Source organism: Roseicyclus marinus, assembly GCF_036322625.1.
In the GTDB taxonomy this organism is placed as follows: Bacteria; Pseudomonadota; Alphaproteobacteria; order Rhodobacterales; family Rhodobacteraceae; genus Roseicyclus; species Roseicyclus marinus_A.
Map to the genome: position 1 here is coordinate 2421835 of NZ_AP027266.1, position 16026 is coordinate 2437860.

General features: G+C 65.7%; 16 protein-coding genes. 7 read left to right on the forward strand and 9 right to left on the reverse strand.

Annotated features, from left to right (window positions below; genetic code table 11):
* Positions 1-105: 105 nt before the first annotated feature.
* The 4 genes from AABA51_RS11535 (at position 106) to AABA51_RS11550 (ending at position 3084) form a co-directional block, all read left to right on the forward strand.
* Positions 106-549, forward strand: coding sequence for a MaoC family dehydratase (locus AABA51_RS11535; RefSeq protein ID WP_338276553.1), 444 nt, complete (start codon positions 106-108; stop codon positions 547-549).
* A gap of 122 nt (positions 550-671) precedes the next feature.
* A complete protein-coding gene (locus AABA51_RS11540) occupies positions 672-1598 on the forward strand; it encodes a bifunctional riboflavin kinase/FAD synthetase (protein ID WP_338272018.1) in 927 nt (308 codons plus the stop codon).
* Positions 1595-2041, forward strand: coding sequence for a YcgN family cysteine cluster protein (locus AABA51_RS11545; RefSeq protein WP_277826952.1), 447 nt, complete (start codon positions 1595-1597; stop codon positions 2039-2041). The genes AABA51_RS11540 and AABA51_RS11545 overlap by 4 nt, the downstream gene beginning before the upstream one ends.
* On the forward strand, positions 2038-3084 hold the full coding sequence (locus tag AABA51_RS11550) for a threonine aldolase family protein (RefSeq protein WP_338272019.1): 1047 nt from the start codon (positions 2038-2040) through the stop codon (positions 3082-3084). Before AABA51_RS11545 ends, AABA51_RS11550 begins: the two co-directional genes overlap by 4 nt.
* Positions 3085-3154: 70 nt before the next feature.
* Here AABA51_RS11550 and AABA51_RS11555 read toward each other — a convergent pair whose 3' ends face one another.
* Positions 3155-3922, reverse strand: a complete 768-nt coding sequence (locus AABA51_RS11555) for an alpha/beta hydrolase (protein ID WP_338272020.1) — start codon at positions 3920-3922, stop codon at positions 3155-3157.
* Positions 3919-4521, reverse strand: coding sequence for a 2-hydroxychromene-2-carboxylate isomerase (locus AABA51_RS11560; RefSeq protein WP_338272022.1), 603 nt, complete (start codon positions 4519-4521; stop codon positions 3919-3921). Before AABA51_RS11560 ends, AABA51_RS11555 begins: the two co-directional genes overlap by 4 nt.
* Positions 4522-4634: 113 nt before the next feature.
* Between AABA51_RS11560 and AABA51_RS11565 the strand changes: the two genes are divergently transcribed.
* Entirely contained in the window at positions 4635-5663 is a 1029-nt protein-coding gene (locus AABA51_RS11565) for a ribose-phosphate pyrophosphokinase (protein ID WP_338272023.1), read from the forward strand.
* Between the two features lie 203 nt (positions 5664-5866).
* On the opposite strand, the gene AABA51_RS11570 is transcribed toward AABA51_RS11565, so the two are convergent.
* The 7 genes from AABA51_RS11570 to AABA51_RS11600 all read right to left on the reverse strand — a co-directional run bounded on the left by AABA51_RS11570 (position 5867) and on the right by AABA51_RS11600 (position 12584).
* Positions 5867-6217: an H-type lectin domain-containing protein gene (locus AABA51_RS11570; protein ID WP_338272024.1), complete on the reverse strand. Its 351-nt coding sequence runs from the start codon at positions 6215-6217 to the stop codon at positions 5867-5869.
* Positions 6218-6386: 169 nt separating this feature from the next.
* Positions 6387-6803 (reverse strand): F0F1 ATP synthase subunit epsilon, encoded by a 417-nt coding sequence (locus AABA51_RS11575; RefSeq protein ID WP_338272026.1) that lies wholly within the window; start codon positions 6801-6803, stop codon positions 6387-6389.
* A 280-nt stretch (positions 6804-7083) separates the two neighbouring features.
* Positions 7084-8508, reverse strand: coding sequence for a F0F1 ATP synthase subunit beta (atpD, locus tag AABA51_RS11580; RefSeq protein ID WP_338272027.1), 1425 nt, complete (start codon positions 8506-8508; stop codon positions 7084-7086).
* Between the two features lie 16 nt (positions 8509-8524).
* Positions 8525-9403 carry a F0F1 ATP synthase subunit gamma gene (locus tag AABA51_RS11585; protein WP_338272029.1) on the reverse strand — a complete coding sequence of 293 codons (879 nt, stop codon included), beginning with the start codon at positions 9401-9403 and terminating at the stop codon, positions 8525-8527.
* A 12-nt stretch (positions 9404-9415) separates the two neighbouring features.
* Entirely contained in the window at positions 9416-10954 is a 1539-nt protein-coding gene (gene atpA / locus AABA51_RS11590; protein WP_338272030.1) for a F0F1 ATP synthase subunit alpha, read from the reverse strand.
* Between the two features lies 1 nt (position 10955).
* Positions 10956-11516, reverse strand: coding sequence for a F0F1 ATP synthase subunit delta (locus tag AABA51_RS11595; RefSeq protein WP_338272031.1), 561 nt, complete (start codon positions 11514-11516; stop codon positions 10956-10958).
* 300 nt (positions 11517-11816) lie between these two features.
* Positions 11817-12584, reverse strand: coding sequence for a methyltransferase domain-containing protein (locus AABA51_RS11600; RefSeq protein ID WP_338272033.1), 768 nt, complete (start codon positions 12582-12584; stop codon positions 11817-11819).
* A 67-nt stretch (positions 12585-12651) separates the two neighbouring features.
* Between AABA51_RS11600 and gloB the strand changes: the two genes are divergently transcribed.
* Together gloB and clpA are read left to right on the forward strand one after the other, a co-directional pair.
* Positions 12652-13434: a hydroxyacylglutathione hydrolase gene (gloB, locus tag AABA51_RS11605; RefSeq protein ID WP_338272035.1), complete on the forward strand. Its 783-nt coding sequence runs from the start codon at positions 12652-12654 to the stop codon at positions 13432-13434.
* A gap of 196 nt (positions 13435-13630) precedes the next feature.
* Complete coding sequence (clpA, locus tag AABA51_RS11610) at positions 13631-15967, forward strand: ATP-dependent Clp protease ATP-binding subunit ClpA (protein ID WP_338272036.1); 2337 nt, start codon at positions 13631-13633, stop codon at positions 15965-15967.
* The last annotated feature ends 59 nt before the right edge of the window (positions 15968-16026 follow it).

The following is a 16026-nucleotide window of genomic DNA, read 5'->3' on the forward strand; positions in this document are numbered from 1 at the left end:
ATAATTGCGACATTTTGGGAATTTTGCGCAGCTTTATTTCTTTCTGCATTGCAGAACCGGGGCGGAATCGGGTATCAGGCGGCCATCATGCAGGAGTCGCCCGCCATGCTCGACAACATCACCACCGGCACGATCGTCATCGAGGATCTGGAGATCGGGATGCGCCGATCCCTGCAAAAACTGGTGACCGATCACGATATCGAGCTCTTCGCGCAGGTCTCGACCGACCGGAACCCGGTGCATCTGGATGATGATTATGCCCGCGACACGATCTTCGAGGGGCGGATCGCCCATGGCATGCTGACCGCGGGCCTGATCTCGGCGGTGATCGGGGAGCAATTGCCGGGGCATGGCACGGTCTACCTGGGCCAGACGCTGAAATTCATGGCACCCGTCCGGCCCGGCGACATGGTCGAGGCCGAGGTCGAGGTGACCGAGATCGACCACGGGCGGCGGCGGGTGACGCTGGCCACGCAATGCCGGGTCGGCAAGACCGTGGTGCTGAAGGGCGAGGCCGTGGTGCTGGCCCCCTCGCGGAAATTCGATTGATCAAAGGTTAAGGGCGCGGTCCCTTTCTTGCCCAAAGGTTAAGATCGCGCGCTCTTTCTTGCGGAAAGGTTAAGGGCGCGGGCCGCTTGCGCATCGGCGCGGGGGCGGCTACCCGTCTTGCCATGCGCATCCTGCACGACCCCCAGTATACACGTCCCGAGGACCGCGGCGCCTCTGCCGCGATCGGGAATTTCGACGGGGTGCATCGCGGGCATCGGCATGTGATCGATCTGGCGCGGCGACCGGGCGTGGCCCTGGGCGTGGTGACCTTCGAGCCGCATCCGCGCGCCTTTTTCGCGCCCGAGGCGGCCCCCTTTCGGCTGATGAACGCAAGCGCCCGGGCGCATCGGCTGGAAAAGCTCGGCGTCGAGATCCTGGCCGAGCTGCCCTTTGACCGACATCTGGCGGGGCTGTCGGCGGAGGATTTCGCGCGCGACGTGCTGGCGGGGGGCTTGGGCCTGTCCCATGTCGTTGTCGGCGCGGATTTCTGTTTCGGCAAGGGACGGACCGGAACCGCGCAGATGCTGCGCGATTTCGGCGCGCGTTACGGGTTCGATGTGACGGTGGCGGATCTGCTGGAAGGCGGGGATGGGGCGGTTTCGTCAACCGCGATCCGGGCGGCGTTGAGCGAGGGGCGGCCGCGCGATGCTGCCGCCATGCTGGGCCATTGGCACCGGATCGAGGGGCCGGTTCTGCATGGCGACAAGCGGGGGCGGGAACTGGGCTATCCGACGGCGAACATGGCGCTGGACGGGCTGCATGTGCCCAAGCTCGGCGTCTATGCGGTGCTGGTCGATGTGCTGGAGGGGCCGCACAAGGGCACCTATCGCGGGGTCGCGAACCTTGGCATCCGGCCGATGTTCGAGCGGCAGACGCCGAACCTCGAGACCTTTCTCTTTGATTTCAAGGGCGACCTTTATGGGCGGCAGCTGTCGGTGGGGCTGGTCGACTACCTGAGGGGCGAGATGCGCTTTGACGGGTTGCCCGCGCTGATCGCGCAGATGGACCAAGACAGCGCCGCCGCGCGCGAGGCGCTGGCCCGGACATGAGGGAGCGGTTCTGGGAACGGGTGCGACCCGAAAAGATGACGCCCGAGGAATGGGAGGCGCTGTGCGATGGCTGCGGGAAGTGCTGTCTCAACAAGCTCGAGGACGAGGAGACGGGCGAGGTCGCGCTGACGCGCGTGGCCTGCCGGTTGCTCGACGATCAAAGCTGCCGCTGCGGGCAATATGCGATCCGCAAGACGCTGGTGCCCGAATGCATCCAGTTGACGCCCGCGACGATGAAGGATGTCGCCTATTTCATGCCAGCGACCTGTGCCTATCGGCTGATCCACGAGGGCAAGCCGCTTTTCTGGTGGCATCCGCTGGTGTCGGGCGATCCCGAGAGCGTGCATGAGGCGGGCGTGAGCATGCGCGGCCTGACGGTGCCGGAATTCGAGGTGCCCGAGGAAGATTGGGAAGATTACATCATCGAGGAGCCGGGCACATGATCTTTGCCAGCGACAATACCGGGCCGGTGCATCCCAGGATCATGGCGGCGGTCATGGCGGCCAATGACGGCTATGCCATGCCCTATGGCAATGACGCGACGACCCAAGCCGCACGGGACGCCGTGCGCGATCTGTTCGAGGCGCCGGAGGCTGCGGTGGAATTCGTGGCGACGGGCAGTGTCGCAAATGCGCTGGCGCTGGCCTGTCTGGCGAGGCCCTGGGACGGCGTGTTCTGCCACCGCATCGCCCATGTCGAGGAGGATGAATGCGGCGCGCCGGATTTCTATTCCGGGGCCAAGACGATCCTGATCGACGGGGCGGATGCGAAATTCACCCCCGAGGCGCTGGAGGCCGCGATCGTGCAATGCAAGGCGCGCGGCGTTCATGGCGCGCAGCCGGGGCCGGTGACGATCACCAACATCACCGAGCGCGGCACGGTCTATACGCTGGACGAGATCCGCGCGATTGCCGCGACGGCCAAGGCGCATGGTCTGGCATTGCATCTGGATGGCGCGCGGTTCGCCAATGCCTGTGCCGCGCTGGGGTGCAGCCCGGCCGAGATGACGTGGAAGGCGGGCGTGGATGCCGTGAGTTTCGGCGGCACCAAGAATGGCTGCATGGGGGTGGAGGCGGTCGTGTTCTTCGACCCCGCCCATGGCCGCGAGCTGGAGTTGCGGCGCAAGCGCGGCGGGCATCTGTTTTCCAAGCATCGCTACCTGTCGTCCCAGATGGTCGCCTATTGCGAGGATGACCTGTGGCTTGAGATGGCGCATGCCGCCAATGCGCGGATGGCGCAGCTGGTCCAGGGTCTGGCGCGGGTGGAGGGGGCGCATCTGTGCCATCCGGTGGCGGGGAACCTCGCCTTTGTCGAGGTTCCCCGCGCGGCCCATGCCCGCGCCTTTGCCGCCGGGGCGCAATATTACACCTTTGGCGGGACGGTGGCGGACGGGCCGGGGGATGCGGCGCTGCGCTGCCGGATCGTTTGCGACTGGGCCAAGACGTCTGAGGATGTGGACCGTCTTCTGGAGGCTTGGGCGGGGTAGCGTTTTCCCCGGGGAAAACGGTTTGGAAACCTCGAGGTTTCCAAGACGGAAAACCGAGGGTTCCGCCACCTCACCCCAGAAGGTGCCGGATGTCCTGCGCAACGGGCCCTGCATGGGTGATGGGAACCATATGGCCCGCGCCCGGGACGATGGCGCGACGGGCCTCTGGGATCGCTGTGGCCAAGCCTGACTGGATTTCCGCGATGACGGGGGGCGAGTTCGCGCCTTCGACCAAGAGGACCGGGCAGGCCAGTTGCCCCAGGCGCGGCAGGAGGCGGGCGCTGTCCTCCTCCAGCGCGGGGGCGCTGGCGGGCACGACCCAGATCCGGTCGATCATGTAGGCCTGTTGCGGCTTTGGCATGGCGTCGAGGGGCACGCCGCCGCCCCATTGCGCGAGGAAGTCGCGGGTTGCGCCCATTGCATCGCCCGCGGCAAGGCGCGGGCCGATGCCCGCCATCGCGGCGATATTGGCGGCCCAGCCGGGGCCACCCCGCGCGGCGGCAAAGAGCACGGGTTCGATCAGGGTCAGGCTGGCGATGCGTTCGGGATGGTCGAGGGCGAGGCGCAGCGCGAGGGTCGCGCCGAAACTGTGGCCGATCAGATGGGTGGGCCGCTCGGGTAGATGGGCCAAGGCGGCTTCGGTCGCGTGATCGTGGTAGTCGCGCGCGGGATCGCGCGCGGGCCCGCGCCCATGGCCTACAAGATCGGGGGCGGTGAGCGTCAGCCGGTCGGCCAGCGCGCGCGCCACCCCATCCCATGCGCCGGAATGGGCGAGCGAGCAATGGAGGAGGAGAGCAGGCGCGCCCCCCTGCCCCCAGCGGCGCGCAAAACCCGTCACAATTTTCCGGCGAGGAAGAGATCCAGATCCTCGATCCGGTCCTGACCCCAGAATTTCTCGGAGCCGTCGACGATGTAGAAGGGCGAGCCGAAGACGCCGCTTGCGATGGCGTCCTCGGTGTTGCGGACGTAATCCTCGGCACCGGCGAGCATGCCCATGCCCGCGAGCCCCCGGTCGAAGCCTGCGGCGGCAAGGCAATCGGCGATCACGTCATCCTCGGCGATGTCGCGCTTGTCGCGCCAGACGGCGGCGGTGAATTCGTGCACCAGTTTGCCCAGATCGCCGCCGCCCGCGCGGATCGCGGCGATGAAGGCGTAGGAGGAGGGCGCGGGATTGATCGCGCGATAGGGCGGATCGAGGTCGAGGGGCAGCCCGTATCGCGCGGCGTGGCGGTGGAGTTCCTGAAGCCGGTAGTCGAGGCGGGCGGGGTGGCGTTCCTTGACCGCGACGCCGCCGGTGCGGGGGAAGATGCCGCCGATCAGGTCCATCGGCCTGTAGGTGATGGTGGCGCCGTGGCGCGCGGCCACCTCCTCCATCCTGAGACCGGCGAGATAGGTGTAGGGCGAGACAGTGGAGAAGAAATAGTCGATATGGGCCATGGTGGCCGCCTCCCGTTTTCGGCTTTGCGCGGAGCCTAGACGGGTGTTAGGGGGTGTCAACATTCCGCGCGGGGGGATCTGTGCGGAACCTGCTGCCAAGAGGACAACGGATCATGCCTGCACAAGACCCGAAGCTGATTTCCGGGAATGCGAACCTGACGCTTGCCAATGCGATCTCGCGGCGGATGTCGATGCATCGGGGGATGCAGGTGGGGCTGGTCGATGCGCGGGTGGAACGCTTCAACGACGGGGAAATCTTTGTCGAGGTGTTCGAGAATGTCCGGGGCGAGGACATGTTCATCATCCAGCCGACCTCCAAGCCCGCCAATGACAATTTGATGGAGCTGTTGATCATCACCGATGCGCTGCGGCGGTCGAGTGCGGCGCGGATCACGGCCGTCATCCCCTATTTCGGCTATGCGCGGCAGGATCGGCGGACCAAGGCGCGCACGCCGATCTCGTCCAAGCTGGTGGCCAACATGATGGTCACGGCGGGGATCGAGCGGATCCTGACGATGGATCTGCATGCCGCCCAGATCCAGGGGTTCTTCGATATTCCGGTGGACAACCTCTATGCCTCGCCGATCTTTGCGCTGGATATCCTGCACCAGTTCGGCGGCGACATGTCGGATGTGATGGTGGTGTCGCCCGATGTGGGGGGCGTGGCGCGCGCGCGCGAGCTTGCCACACGGATCGGCGCGCCGCTGGCCATCGTGGACAAGCGCCGCGAGAAGGCGGGCGAGGTCGCGGGGATGACGGTGATCGGGGATGTGGCGGGCCACAAATGCCTGATCGTGGACGACATGTGCGACACGGCGGGCACGCTGTGCAAGGCGGCCGAAGTGCTGATGGAGGCGGGCGCGACGGAGGTTCACGCCTATACGACCCATGGCGTGCTGTCGGGCCCCGCGGTGGAGCGGGTGAGCGCGTCGGTTCTGAAGACGCTGGTGATCACGGATACGATCGAAGCGCCCGCGGCGGCGCGGGCCTGCGCCAATATCCGCATCGTGCCGACAGCACCGATGTTCGCCCAAGCCATCCTGAACATCTGGAACGGGACGAGCGTGTCGTCGCTGTTCGATACGCAGACGCTCGTCCCGATCTACGAGGGGCTCTATCCCAAGGGGATGTGGGGGCGGTAAGGGGCCCGGTTCGGGTGGTTGGTGCGCCGTGACAGGCGCACCCTACACAGGACCCGTGTGATCTTGGGTGGGGTGGTGGCGTAGGGTGGGTGCAACCCACCATGGTCGCGGATGGCTGGGGCTTTTGGTGGGTTTCACCCACCCTACGGTCGGTTGCGCGGGGTCTGGTGCGTCGTGACAGGCGCAGCGCCACGGCGCAGGCCTCAATCCACGTCCCAGTCATCCTCGCCCAGGACGGTGCCGAAGGCGATCCAATCGGCGCGGATGCGCGCGATGCGGCTGTCGCCCCAGGTGCGGAAGACGAGGTCGAAGCCCGTTTCCGTCACCTCCTCGGCGCGGAGATCGGCGCGCTGGTTGGTCTGGCCGTCCGTGTCCCACATCGAGATGCCGACATGCACCATGGGCGGTGCGCGGAACGCGCCCGCAAAGCTGACCGCGACACGCTTTTCGCGCGGGCCGTCGCCTGTCCACATCGGGCCATTGTCGGCGAAATCGCTGAACATCAGGACCGAGCCCTGATCTGCGCCGATCTGGTGGTGGGTCAGGCGTTTCATGCGTTCGGGTTCTCCCTGCGCGACCGCGAGACGGGGTCACGGAGTGGCATGATACCGGGATTTCGCGCCTGCGCCATGCGGTGATACCGGAAACTCAGCCGCCCGCGTCACGAAAAAGGCCCCCGCAGCGGTGCGCGGGGGCCTGTGTCTTTCCAAATGTCTCGAGGCCTCAGCCGAGGATGAGACCGCGCGCGGCTTCCATGTCGGAGACGAGCTTGGCCGCGGCATCGGCCGGGCCGTCGGGACCGGCGGCAAGGGCCTTTTCATGGGCGGCGCGCGCCTCGGCGATGAAGCCGTCGATGACCTCGGCGGTGACTTCGCTCACGGGCAGGGCCTGTTCGGCCAGAACGGTGACGGTCGGCCCGGCCACATCGGCGAAACCGCCGGTGACGAAATAGGCGGTCTCGGCCCCGCCCTCGGCCCCGTCGAGACGGAGCACGCCGGGACGCAGCGTCGTGATCATCGGCGCATGATCCGCCATCGCGGTCATGTCGCCATCGGTGCCGGGGATTTGCACCCCTTCGACCGCGACGGACGCCAGACGCCGTTCGGGCGAGACCAGATCGAATTGCAACTTGGCAGCCATTCGCGGCTCTCCTTGATGGCAGGGGGTGGGGGGACCCACCCATGCGGGGTGGCGGGGTTTTTGCCGCCCGGTTGGTGGGGGTTACCCACTTTTCGGGAAGCGCCGCCGTTGAGGTGGTGGGTTTCACCCACCGTGCGGACGGTTCCGCCTTGGATGGTGGGTTTCACCCACCCTACGGACGGTTCCGCCGTGGTGGGGTGGGTTGCCCCCAGCCGACGGGCGGTTCCGCCGTTGGTTTGACTGCCCCCATGCCGCGCGGCGCGGCATGGGGGCAAAGCTATCAGGCGGCGTCTGCCGCCATGCGCTCGGCCTTGGCGATCACTTCGTCGATGCCGCCGACCATGTAGAAGGCACCTTCGGGCAGGTGGTCGTATTCACCCGCGACCACGGCCTTGAAGGAGGCGATGGTGACATCGAGCGGAACCTGCACACCGTCCGAACCGGTGAAGACCTTGGCCACGTCGAAGGGCTGCGACAGGAAGCGCTGTATCTTGCGGGCGCGCGCCACGGTCAGCTTGTCCTCTTCGGACAGTTCGTCCATCCCGAGGATGGCGATGATGTCCTGAAGCGACTTGTAGCGCTGCAAGATGCCCTGAACGTCGCGGGCGACCTTGTAATGCTCTTCGCCGAGGATCTTGGGGTCCATCAGGCGCGAGGACGAGTCGAGCGGGTCCACGGCCGGGTAGATGCCCAGTTCCGAGATGGCGCGCGACAGAACGGTCGTGGCGTCGAGGTGGGCGAAGGTCGTGGCCGGCGCGGGGTCGGTGAGGTCGTCCGCGGGAACGTAGACGGCCTGGATCGAGGTGATCGAACCCTGCTTGGTCGAGGTGATGCGTTCCTGCATCGCGCCCATGTCGGTGGCGAGCGTCGGCTGGTAGCCCACGGCCGAAGGAATGCGGCCCAGAAGCGCCGACACCTCGGAGCCCGCTTGGGTGAAGCGGAAGATGTTGTCGACGAAGAACAGAACGTCGGTGCCCGACTGGTCACGGAACTGTTCGGCGAGCGTCAGGCCGGTCAGCGCCACGCGGGCACGTGCGCCCGGAGGCTCGTTCATCTGGCCGTAGACAAGCGCCACCTGGGATTCGGTCAGGTTGTCGGGCTTGATCACGTTGGATTCGATCATCTCATGATAGAGGTCGTTGCCTTCGCGGGTGCGTTCACCCACGCCTGCGAACACCGAGTAGCCCGAGTGCACCTTGGCGATGTTGTTGATCAGTTCCATGATGAGAACCGTCTTGCCCACGCCGGCACCGCCGAAGAGGCCGATCTTGCCGCCCTTGGAATAGGGGGCGAGGAGGTCGACGACCTTGATGCCGGTCACGAGGATCTCGCTCTCGGTCGACTGGTCGTTGAATTCGGGGGCGGGCTGGTGGATGGCGCGGTATTCCTCGGCCTCGACCGGGCCGCCTTCGTCCACGGGTTCGCCGACGACGTTCAGGATGCGGCCAAGGGTGGCGTTGCCCACGGGGACCATGATCGGGCCGCCGGTGTCCTTGACTTCCTGACCGCGCACGAGGCCTTCGGTCGCGTCCATCGCGATGGTGCGCACGGTGCCTTCGCCCAGGTGCTGGGCCACTTCGAGCACGAGGCGCTTGCCGCCGTTGTCGGTTTCAAGCGCGTTGAGGATCTCGGGCAGGTGATCGCCGAACTGCACGTCGACGACGGCGCCGATGACCTGGGTGATTTTTCCGACTGCATTTGCCATGTCGTGTCTCCGGTTCTTAGAGCGCTTCGGCGCCCGAGATGATTTCGATCAGCTCGTTGGTAATGACGGCCTGACGCGAACGGTTGTATTCGATGGTGAGGCGCTCGATCATGTCGCCCGCGTTGCGGGTCGCGTTGTCCATCGCGGACATCCGCGCGCCCTGTTCGGAGGCGGCGTTTTCGAGCAGCGCGGTGAAGATCTGGGTGGCCACGCCACGCGGCAGCAGGTCTTCGAGAACGGCCTCCTCGGAGGGTTCGTAATCGTAGACCGACCCGCTGTCGCCCGCATCCTCGACCGCATCGAATTGTGCCGGGATGATCTGGGTGGCCGTGGGCACCTGGCTGATCACCGACTGGAAGCGGTTGAAGAAGATCGTGGCGACATCGAATTCGCCCGCGTCGAAGCGGCCCAGAACATCCGTGGCGATGCGGGCGGCATCGGCATAGCCCAGCCGCTTGACATCGGACAGGTCGACGTGACCGACGAATTTGTCGGCATGGTCGCGCTTGAGCTGTTCACGGCCCTTCTTGCCGACGGTCAGGATCTTGACCGTCTTGCCCTGCGCGCGGAGCGTTTCGGCATGGCTGCGGGCCTTGCGCACGATGGTGGAGTTGAAGCCACCGCACAGGCCGCGTTCCGCCGTCATGACGACGAGCAGGTGCACATCCGATTTGCCGGTCCCCGCCAGAAGACGCGGTGCGCCTTCGGAATTGCCGACGGATTTGGCGAGGCCGCCCATGACGGCCTCCATCTTTTCGGCATAGGGGCGGGCAGCCTCCGCCGCGTCCTGCGCCCGGCGCAGTTTCGCGGCGGCGACCATCTGCATCGCCTTGGTGATCTTGCGGGTCGATTTGACCGACGCGATCCTGTTCTTGAGGTCCTTGAGATTGGGCATCTGTCAGAAACCTCAGGCGAAATCGGCGGCGAATTCGTCGATGGCAGCCTTCAGTTTCTCGGCATCGGCACCCTTGATCTTGGGGTCGCTCTTGGTGATCCAGTCCAGCACATCGGCCTTCTTGGTGCGCATGAATTGCAGGAGCGCAGCCTCGAAACGGCCAACCTCGGAGACGGGCAGCTTGTCGAGATAGCCGTTGGTGCCGGCAAAGATCATGGTCACGATCTCGGCGTTGGTCAGCGGCGAATACTGCGGCTGCTTCATCATCTCTGTCAGGCGCGCGCCGCGGTTCAGCAGCTGCTGGGTCGAGGCGTCGAGGTCGGACCCGAACTGGGCGAAGGCCGCCATCTCGCGATACTGGGCGAGCGACAGTTTCACCGGGCCCGCGACGGACGACATCGCCTTGGTCTGGGCGGAGGAGCCCACGCGCGACACCGACAGACCGGTGTTCACGGCGGGGCGGATGCCCTGGAAAAAAAGCTCGGTTTCAAGGAAGATCTGGCCGTCGGTGATCGAGATCACGTTGGTCGGGATGAAGGCCGACACGTCGCCGCCCTGCGTTTCGATGACGGGCAGAGCCGTCAAGGAGCCCGAACCGTTGTCTTCGTTCAGCTTGGCCGACCGCTCGAGCAGGCGGGAGTGCAGGTAGAACACGTCGCCCGGATAGGCTTCGCGGCCCGGCGGACGGCGCAGGAGGAGCGACATCTGGCGGTAGGCGACGGCCTGCTTGGAGAGGTCATCGTAGATGATCAGCGCATGGCGGCCGTTGTCGCGGAAATATTCCGCCATGGCGGTCGCGGCATAGGGGGCCAGGAACTGCATCGGCGCGGGGTCGGATGCGGTGGCGGCCACGACGATCGTGTATTCCAGCGCGCCCGATTCCTCGAGCTTCTTCACCAGCTGGGCCACGGTCGAGCGCTTCTGGCCGACGGCGACATAGACGCAGTAGAGCTTCTTGCTTTCGTCGTCGCCTGCGGCGTCGTTGTAGGATTTCTGGTTCAGGATCGTGTCGAGCGCCACGGCGGTCTTGCCGGTCTGACGGTCGCCGATGATGAGTTCGCGCTGGCCACGGCCGATCGGGATCATGGCGTCGATGGCCTTGATGCCGGTGGCCATCGGCTCGTGCACGGATTTGCGCGGGATGATGCCCGGCGCCTTGACGTCGGCGATGCGACGCTCGGAAGCCTTGATCTCGCCCTTGCCATCGATCGGGTTGCCCAGACCGTCGACAACGCGGCCCAGAAGCGCGTCACCGGCGGGGACGTCCACGATGGACTTGGTGCGCTTGACGGTGTCGCCTTCCTTGATGTCGCGGTCGGAGCCGAAGATCACGACGCCGACGTTGTCGGTTTCGAGGTTCAGCGCCATGCCGCGGATGCCGCCGGGGAATTCCACCATCTCGCCGGCCTGCACGTTGTCGAGGCCGTAGACGCGGGCGATCCCGTCGCCGACCGACAGCACGCGGCCAACTTCGGCCACTTCGGCGTCCTGTCCGAAATTCTTGATCTGGTCCTTAAGGATCGCAGAGATTTCTGCAGCTTGGATCGCCATGTTAACCGACCTCTTTCATCGTGTTCTGGAGTGCGTTGAGCTTTGCCTTGATCGAGGTATCGATCATGGTGGAGCCAACCTTGACGACAAGACCGCCGATGAGGCTTTCATCAACGGTCGATTTCAGGTTCACCTCGCGGCCGGTTGCGGCCTTGAGAACCTTGGAAAGCTTGTCCGACTGCGCCTTGGTCAGGGCCTTGGCGGAAACGACCTCGGCGCTGATCTCGCCCTTGTGGTCGGCGATGCGCGCACGCAGCGCGACCAGAAGCGCGGGCAGGACGAAGAGGCGACGCTTTTGCGCCATCAGGCGCAGCGTGTTGCCGGTGATGGCATTGAGGCCCATCGCGTCGGCCACCTTGCCGATGGCGGCTGCGGCCACGTCGCGCCCGTAGATCGGCGAGGCGATCAGGTCGCGCAGGTCGGCGCTGTCGGCCAATGCGCCCTCGAGGGCTGCGACATCGGATTCGAGGGGGCCAAGCGCGCCTTCCTCCTTGGCCAGGTCGAACAACGCGGTCGCGTAACGCGCGGCGATGCCGGTCGAGATTGAAGCAGGTTCGCTCACGTCCACCCTTTCATCATGCAGCTATCCCGGACAGAGCGCGGCAACGCCTCCGGGTTCGTCTTCAACGGCGGGGGATAGCATCCGCACCGCCATAAATCGCCCGCCGTTTAGCAGAGCACCCGCAATGCTGCAACCGCGATAGGATCGGGGCGGCGGCATCGGAAGACCCAAGAAAACAAGGACGCGGCCCGGTTGCGGCGCATGGTGCGACACTGGGTGGCAAGTCTGCGGCGATTTGGCGTGGCCCGCGCGCGGCTCCGGCGCGACGATTCTGACGCGGCACTGCGGCGGGCGGAGGCGTCAGGCGGGGCCGTCGCCCCCCCTGTGGGTCGCCCCCGCAGGTGCGGGCGCGCCTTCGAGCACCTTGAGGGGCTGGCGGACCCGTTCGGCAAGGCCCGGACGGGTGGGGGCGTAGACGCGTTTGGACACCTCGAGCAGGATCACGCCGCCTGCGTAATAGCTCGACATCGTGGCACCCAGACGTTCGACCAGTTCCGCCGAGCGCAGCCAGAACCGATGCTGGGAGGGCGGCGCGAAGAGGGCGGCGGCATGGCGTTCGGGCATGAAATCGTGGCGTTTCATCTGCGCCTCGAGCTGGCCCAGCGAATAGGGGCGGCCAAAGCCGAAGGGCGTTGCATCGCGCCGCGCCCAGAGGCCCGAGCGGTTGGGCACGATGAAGAGCGCCTTGCCCCCCGGCCCCAGCACGCGCTTGCATTCCTCGAGCACCTCGGAGGGATGTTCGGAGGTTTCCAGCCCGTGCAGGCAGACGATGCGGTCGGCCACCCCGGTCTGGAGCGGCCATTGCCCCTCGCGGCAGAGGGTGGAGACATTTTCCATCCCGGCGGGCCATGGCATGACGCCCTGTTCGGCGGGCATGAGACCCACGACGCGCCGCGCCTCGGCCAGGTAGGGGCGCAGGAGCGGCACGGCAAAGCCGAAGCCCACCACCGTCTGGCCCTGCGCCTCGGGCCAGAGCGCCAGCATCCGGTCGCGGATCGCCTTTTGCGCGATCCGGCCCAGACGGGTCCGGTAATAGAATTGGCGCAGGTCGGTGACGTCGAGATGCATTGCACTAGTTCGTTGGGTGCGCGAGGGTGGCACCCCCGCAGCATTACGGAACCGAGACGGAATATCCATGCCCGAGACCCCGACCCAGCCCGAAATCGTCACCGTTCCCTGCCTGAAGGACAATTACGCCTATCTGCTGCACGATCCCGCGACCGGGGCCACGGCGGTCTTTGACGTGCCCGAGGCGGGACCGATCGAGGCGGCGCTGGCCGAACGGGGCTGGACCTTGAGCGATATCGTGATCACCCATCACCATTGGGACCATGTCGACGGGGTGGAGGCGCTGCGCGCGGCGACAGGGGCACAGGTTTGGGGGGCGGCTGCCGATGCCCATCGCCTGCCCGCGCTCGACCATGCGCTGGCCGAGGGCGACAGCCTCGCCATCGGCGGGTTGCAGGGCCATGTGATCGACGTGTCGGGCCATACGCTCGGGCATGTCGCCTATCATTTTCCCCGGGCGCAGGCGGTTTTCACCGCCGACAGCCTGATGGCGCTGGGATGCGGGCGGCTGTTCGAGGGCACGCCCGATCAGATGTGGGCAAGCCTGTCGAAACTGGCCGCCCTGCCCCCGGACACGCTGGTCTGTTCGGGCCATGAATATACCGCCGGCAACGCGCGCTTTGCGATCACCATTGATCCGGACAATCCGGCGCTTATGTCACGGTGCAAGGAGGTCGACGCGGCGCGTGCCGCGAACCGGCCCACCGTACCATCGACGCTGGCCGAGGAACTGGCCACCAACCCGTTCCTGCGCGCCGCCGACCCCGCCATCGCCCGCCGCCTCGACATGGCGGGCGCAGATCCTGCCGCTGTCTTTGCACGCATCCGCAGCCTGAAGGATGCGTTCTGAAATGGGACCGGGCATGTGCACAAAATTTAGGCAATAGCTCCGCGGCCAAGGTATAGAGGGCCAGACCGCGGGCGGACACGAGACCTTGAGCAAATTCTCCTTGAAAGACGCCCGGAGAAAGCAAAGCTTAAGACCATGAGGCCATGATCGGCGTGAGGCAGAGGCCCACCCGATGCACGAGGAAAGGAGCACGCTGGTGCCGTCTTTTTCGACAACACTTGAGCAGGCCATTCACGCGGCGCTGGCCAATGCGAATGCGCGCCGCCACGAACTTGCAACGCTGGAGCATCTGCTTCTGGCGCTGATCGACGAACCCGATGCGCGCAAGGTCATGCTGGCCTGTTCGGTCGATATCGACGCGCTGCGCGAGACGCTGACCGCTTTCATCGACGACGACCTGTCGACGCTGGAGACGGATATCGACGGGTCGGAGGCGGTGCCGACGGCGGCCTTCCAGCGCGTGATCCAGCGCGCCGCGATCCATGTCCAATCCTCGGGCCGGACCGAGGTGACGGGGGCCAATGTGCTCGTCGCCATCTTTGCCGAGCGCGAATCGAATGCCGCCTATTTCCTGCAGGAGCAGGACATGACGCGCTATGACGCGGTGAATTTCATCGCCCATGGCGTGGCCAAGGACCCGTCCTATGGCGAAAGCCGCCCCGTGACCGGCGCGACCGACCCCGAGGAGGAAAGCCGCGCGGCCCCCGCTTCGGGCAGCGAAGGTGGCGAGGCCAAGGAATCGGCGCTGGCGAAATATTGCGTCGATCTGAACGCCAAGTCGCTCAAGGGCGATATCGACCCGCTGATCGGCCGCGCCCACGAGGTCGAGCGCTGCATCCAGGTGCTGTGCCGCCGCCGCAAGAACAACCCGCTTCTGGTGGGCGATCCCGGCGTGGGCAAGACCGCCATCGCCGAAGGTCTGGCCAAGAAGATCGTCGAAGGCGACACGCCCGAGGTTCTGGCCAATTCCACCATCTATTCGCTCGACATGGGCGCGCTTTTGGCGGGCACCCGCTATCGCGGCGATTTCGAGGAGCGGCTGAAGGCCGTGGTCAAGGAGCTGGAGGATCACCCCGACGCGATCTTGTTCATCGACGAGATCCACACGGTGATCGGTGCAGGTGCGACCAGTGGGGGGGCGATGGATGCCTCCAACCTGCTCAAGCCCGCGCTGCAGGGCGGCAAGCTGCGCTGCATGGGGTCCACGACCTACAAGGAATTCCGCCAGCATTTCGAAAAGGACCGCGCGCTGTCGCGCCGGTTCCAGAAGATCGACGTGAACGAGCCTTCGGTCGAGGATGCGATCAAGATCCTGAAAGGGTTGAAGCCCTATTTCGAGGATCACCACAGCGTCAAATACACCGCCGATGCGATCAAGACGGCGGTGGAATTGAGCGCGCGCTACATCAATGACCGCAAGCTGCCCGACAAGGCGATCGACGTGATCGACGAGGCGGGCGCGGCCCAGCATCTGGTCGCGGAAAGCAAGCGGCGCAAGACCATCGGCGCCAAGGAGATCGAGGAAGTCGTCGCCAAGATCGCCCGCATCCCCCCCAAGAACGTCAGCAAGGACGATGCCGAGGTTCTCAAGGACCTGGAGGTCTCGCTCAAGCGCGTGGTCTTTGGCCAGGATGCCGCGATCGAGGCCCTGGCCTCGTCGATCAAGCTGGCGCGGGCGGGCCTGCGCGAGCCCGAAAAGCCCATCGGCAACTACCTGTTCGCGGGGCCCACGGGCGTCGGCAAGACCGAGGTCGCCAAGCAGCTGGCCGATACGCTGGGCGTTGAGCTGTTGCGGTTCGACATGTCGGAATACATGGAGAAACACGCGGTTTCCCGGCTCATCGGCGCACCGCCGGGCTATGTCGGGTTCGATCAGGGCGGGCTTTTGACCGACGGGATCGACCAGCATCCGCATTGCGTGCTGCTGCTTGACGAGATCGAGAAGGCGCATCCCGATGTGTTCAACATCCTGTTGCAGGTGATGGACCACGGCACGCTGACCGATCACAATGGGCGCAAGGTCGATTTCCGCAACGTGATCCTGATCATGACCTCGAATGCCGGGGCGGCCGACATGCAGAAAGCCGCGATCGGCTTTGGCCGCGACAAGCGCGAGGGCGAGGATACGGCCGCCATCGAGCGCACCTTCACGCCGGAATTCCGCAACCGGCTGGATGCCGTCATCTCCTTTGGCGCGCTGCCCAAAGAGGTCATCTTGCAGGTGGTGGAAAAGTTCGTCCTGCAGCTCGAGGCGCAGCTGATGGATCGCAACGTGACCATCGAACTGACCCGTCCCGCCGCCGAATGGCTGGGCGACAAGGGCTACGACGACCGGATGGGCGCCCGCCCGCTGGGCCGCGTGATCCAGGAGCACATCAAGAAGCCGCTGGCCGAGGAACTGCTCTTCGGCAAGCTGGCCAAGGGCGGCAACGTCAAGGTCGGCGTCAAGGATGGCAAGATCGACCTGAGGATCGAGGAACCGGGGCGTCCGCGCATCGGCTCCAAGAAGCCGCCGCTTTTGACGGCGGATTGATCCGGCAGGCCATGGAACAGACAGGCCCGGCCCAGAAATGGGTCGGGCCTTTGTGCAAG

Excerpts from the sequence above, each read along its gene's own strand:
- AABA51_RS11560 (WP_338272022.1), bottom strand. The coding sequence starts at position 4,521 with ATGGCCCATATCGACTATTTCTTCTCCACTGTCTCGCCCTACACCTAT.
- AABA51_RS11545 (WP_277826952.1), top strand. The coding sequence starts at position 1,595 with ATGAGGGAGCGGTTCTGGGAACGGGTGCGACCCGAAAAGATGACGCCC.
- AABA51_RS11570 (WP_338272024.1), bottom strand. The coding sequence starts at position 6,217 with ATGAAACGCCTGACCCACCACCAGATCGGCGCAGATCAGGGCTCGGTC.
- AABA51_RS11540 (WP_338272018.1), top strand. The coding sequence starts at position 672 with ATGCGCATCCTGCACGACCCCCAGTATACACGTCCCGAGGACCGCGGC.
- AABA51_RS11600 (WP_338272033.1), bottom strand. The coding sequence starts at position 12,584 with ATGCATCTCGACGTCACCGACCTGCGCCAATTCTATTACCGGACCCGT.
- AABA51_RS11575 (WP_338272026.1), bottom strand. The coding sequence starts at position 6,803 with ATGGCTGCCAAGTTGCAATTCGATCTGGTCTCGCCCGAACGGCGTCTG.
- AABA51_RS11585 (WP_338272029.1), bottom strand. The coding sequence starts at position 9,403 with ATGCCCAATCTCAAGGACCTCAAGAACAGGATCGCGTCGGTCAAATCG.
- atpD (WP_338272027.1), bottom strand. The coding sequence starts at position 8,508 with ATGGCAAATGCAGTCGGAAAAATCACCCAGGTCATCGGCGCCGTCGTC.
- AABA51_RS11550 (WP_338272019.1), top strand. The coding sequence starts at position 2,038 with ATGATCTTTGCCAGCGACAATACCGGGCCGGTGCATCCCAGGATCATG.
- atpA (WP_338272030.1), bottom strand. The coding sequence starts at position 10,954 with ATGGCGATCCAAGCTGCAGAAATCTCTGCGATCCTTAAGGACCAGATC.
- AABA51_RS11565 (WP_338272023.1), top strand. The coding sequence starts at position 4,635 with ATGCCTGCACAAGACCCGAAGCTGATTTCCGGGAATGCGAACCTGACG.
- gloB (WP_338272035.1), top strand. The coding sequence starts at position 12,652 with ATGCCCGAGACCCCGACCCAGCCCGAAATCGTCACCGTTCCCTGCCTG.
- AABA51_RS11535 (WP_338276553.1), top strand. The coding sequence starts at position 106 with ATGCTCGACAACATCACCACCGGCACGATCGTCATCGAGGATCTGGAG.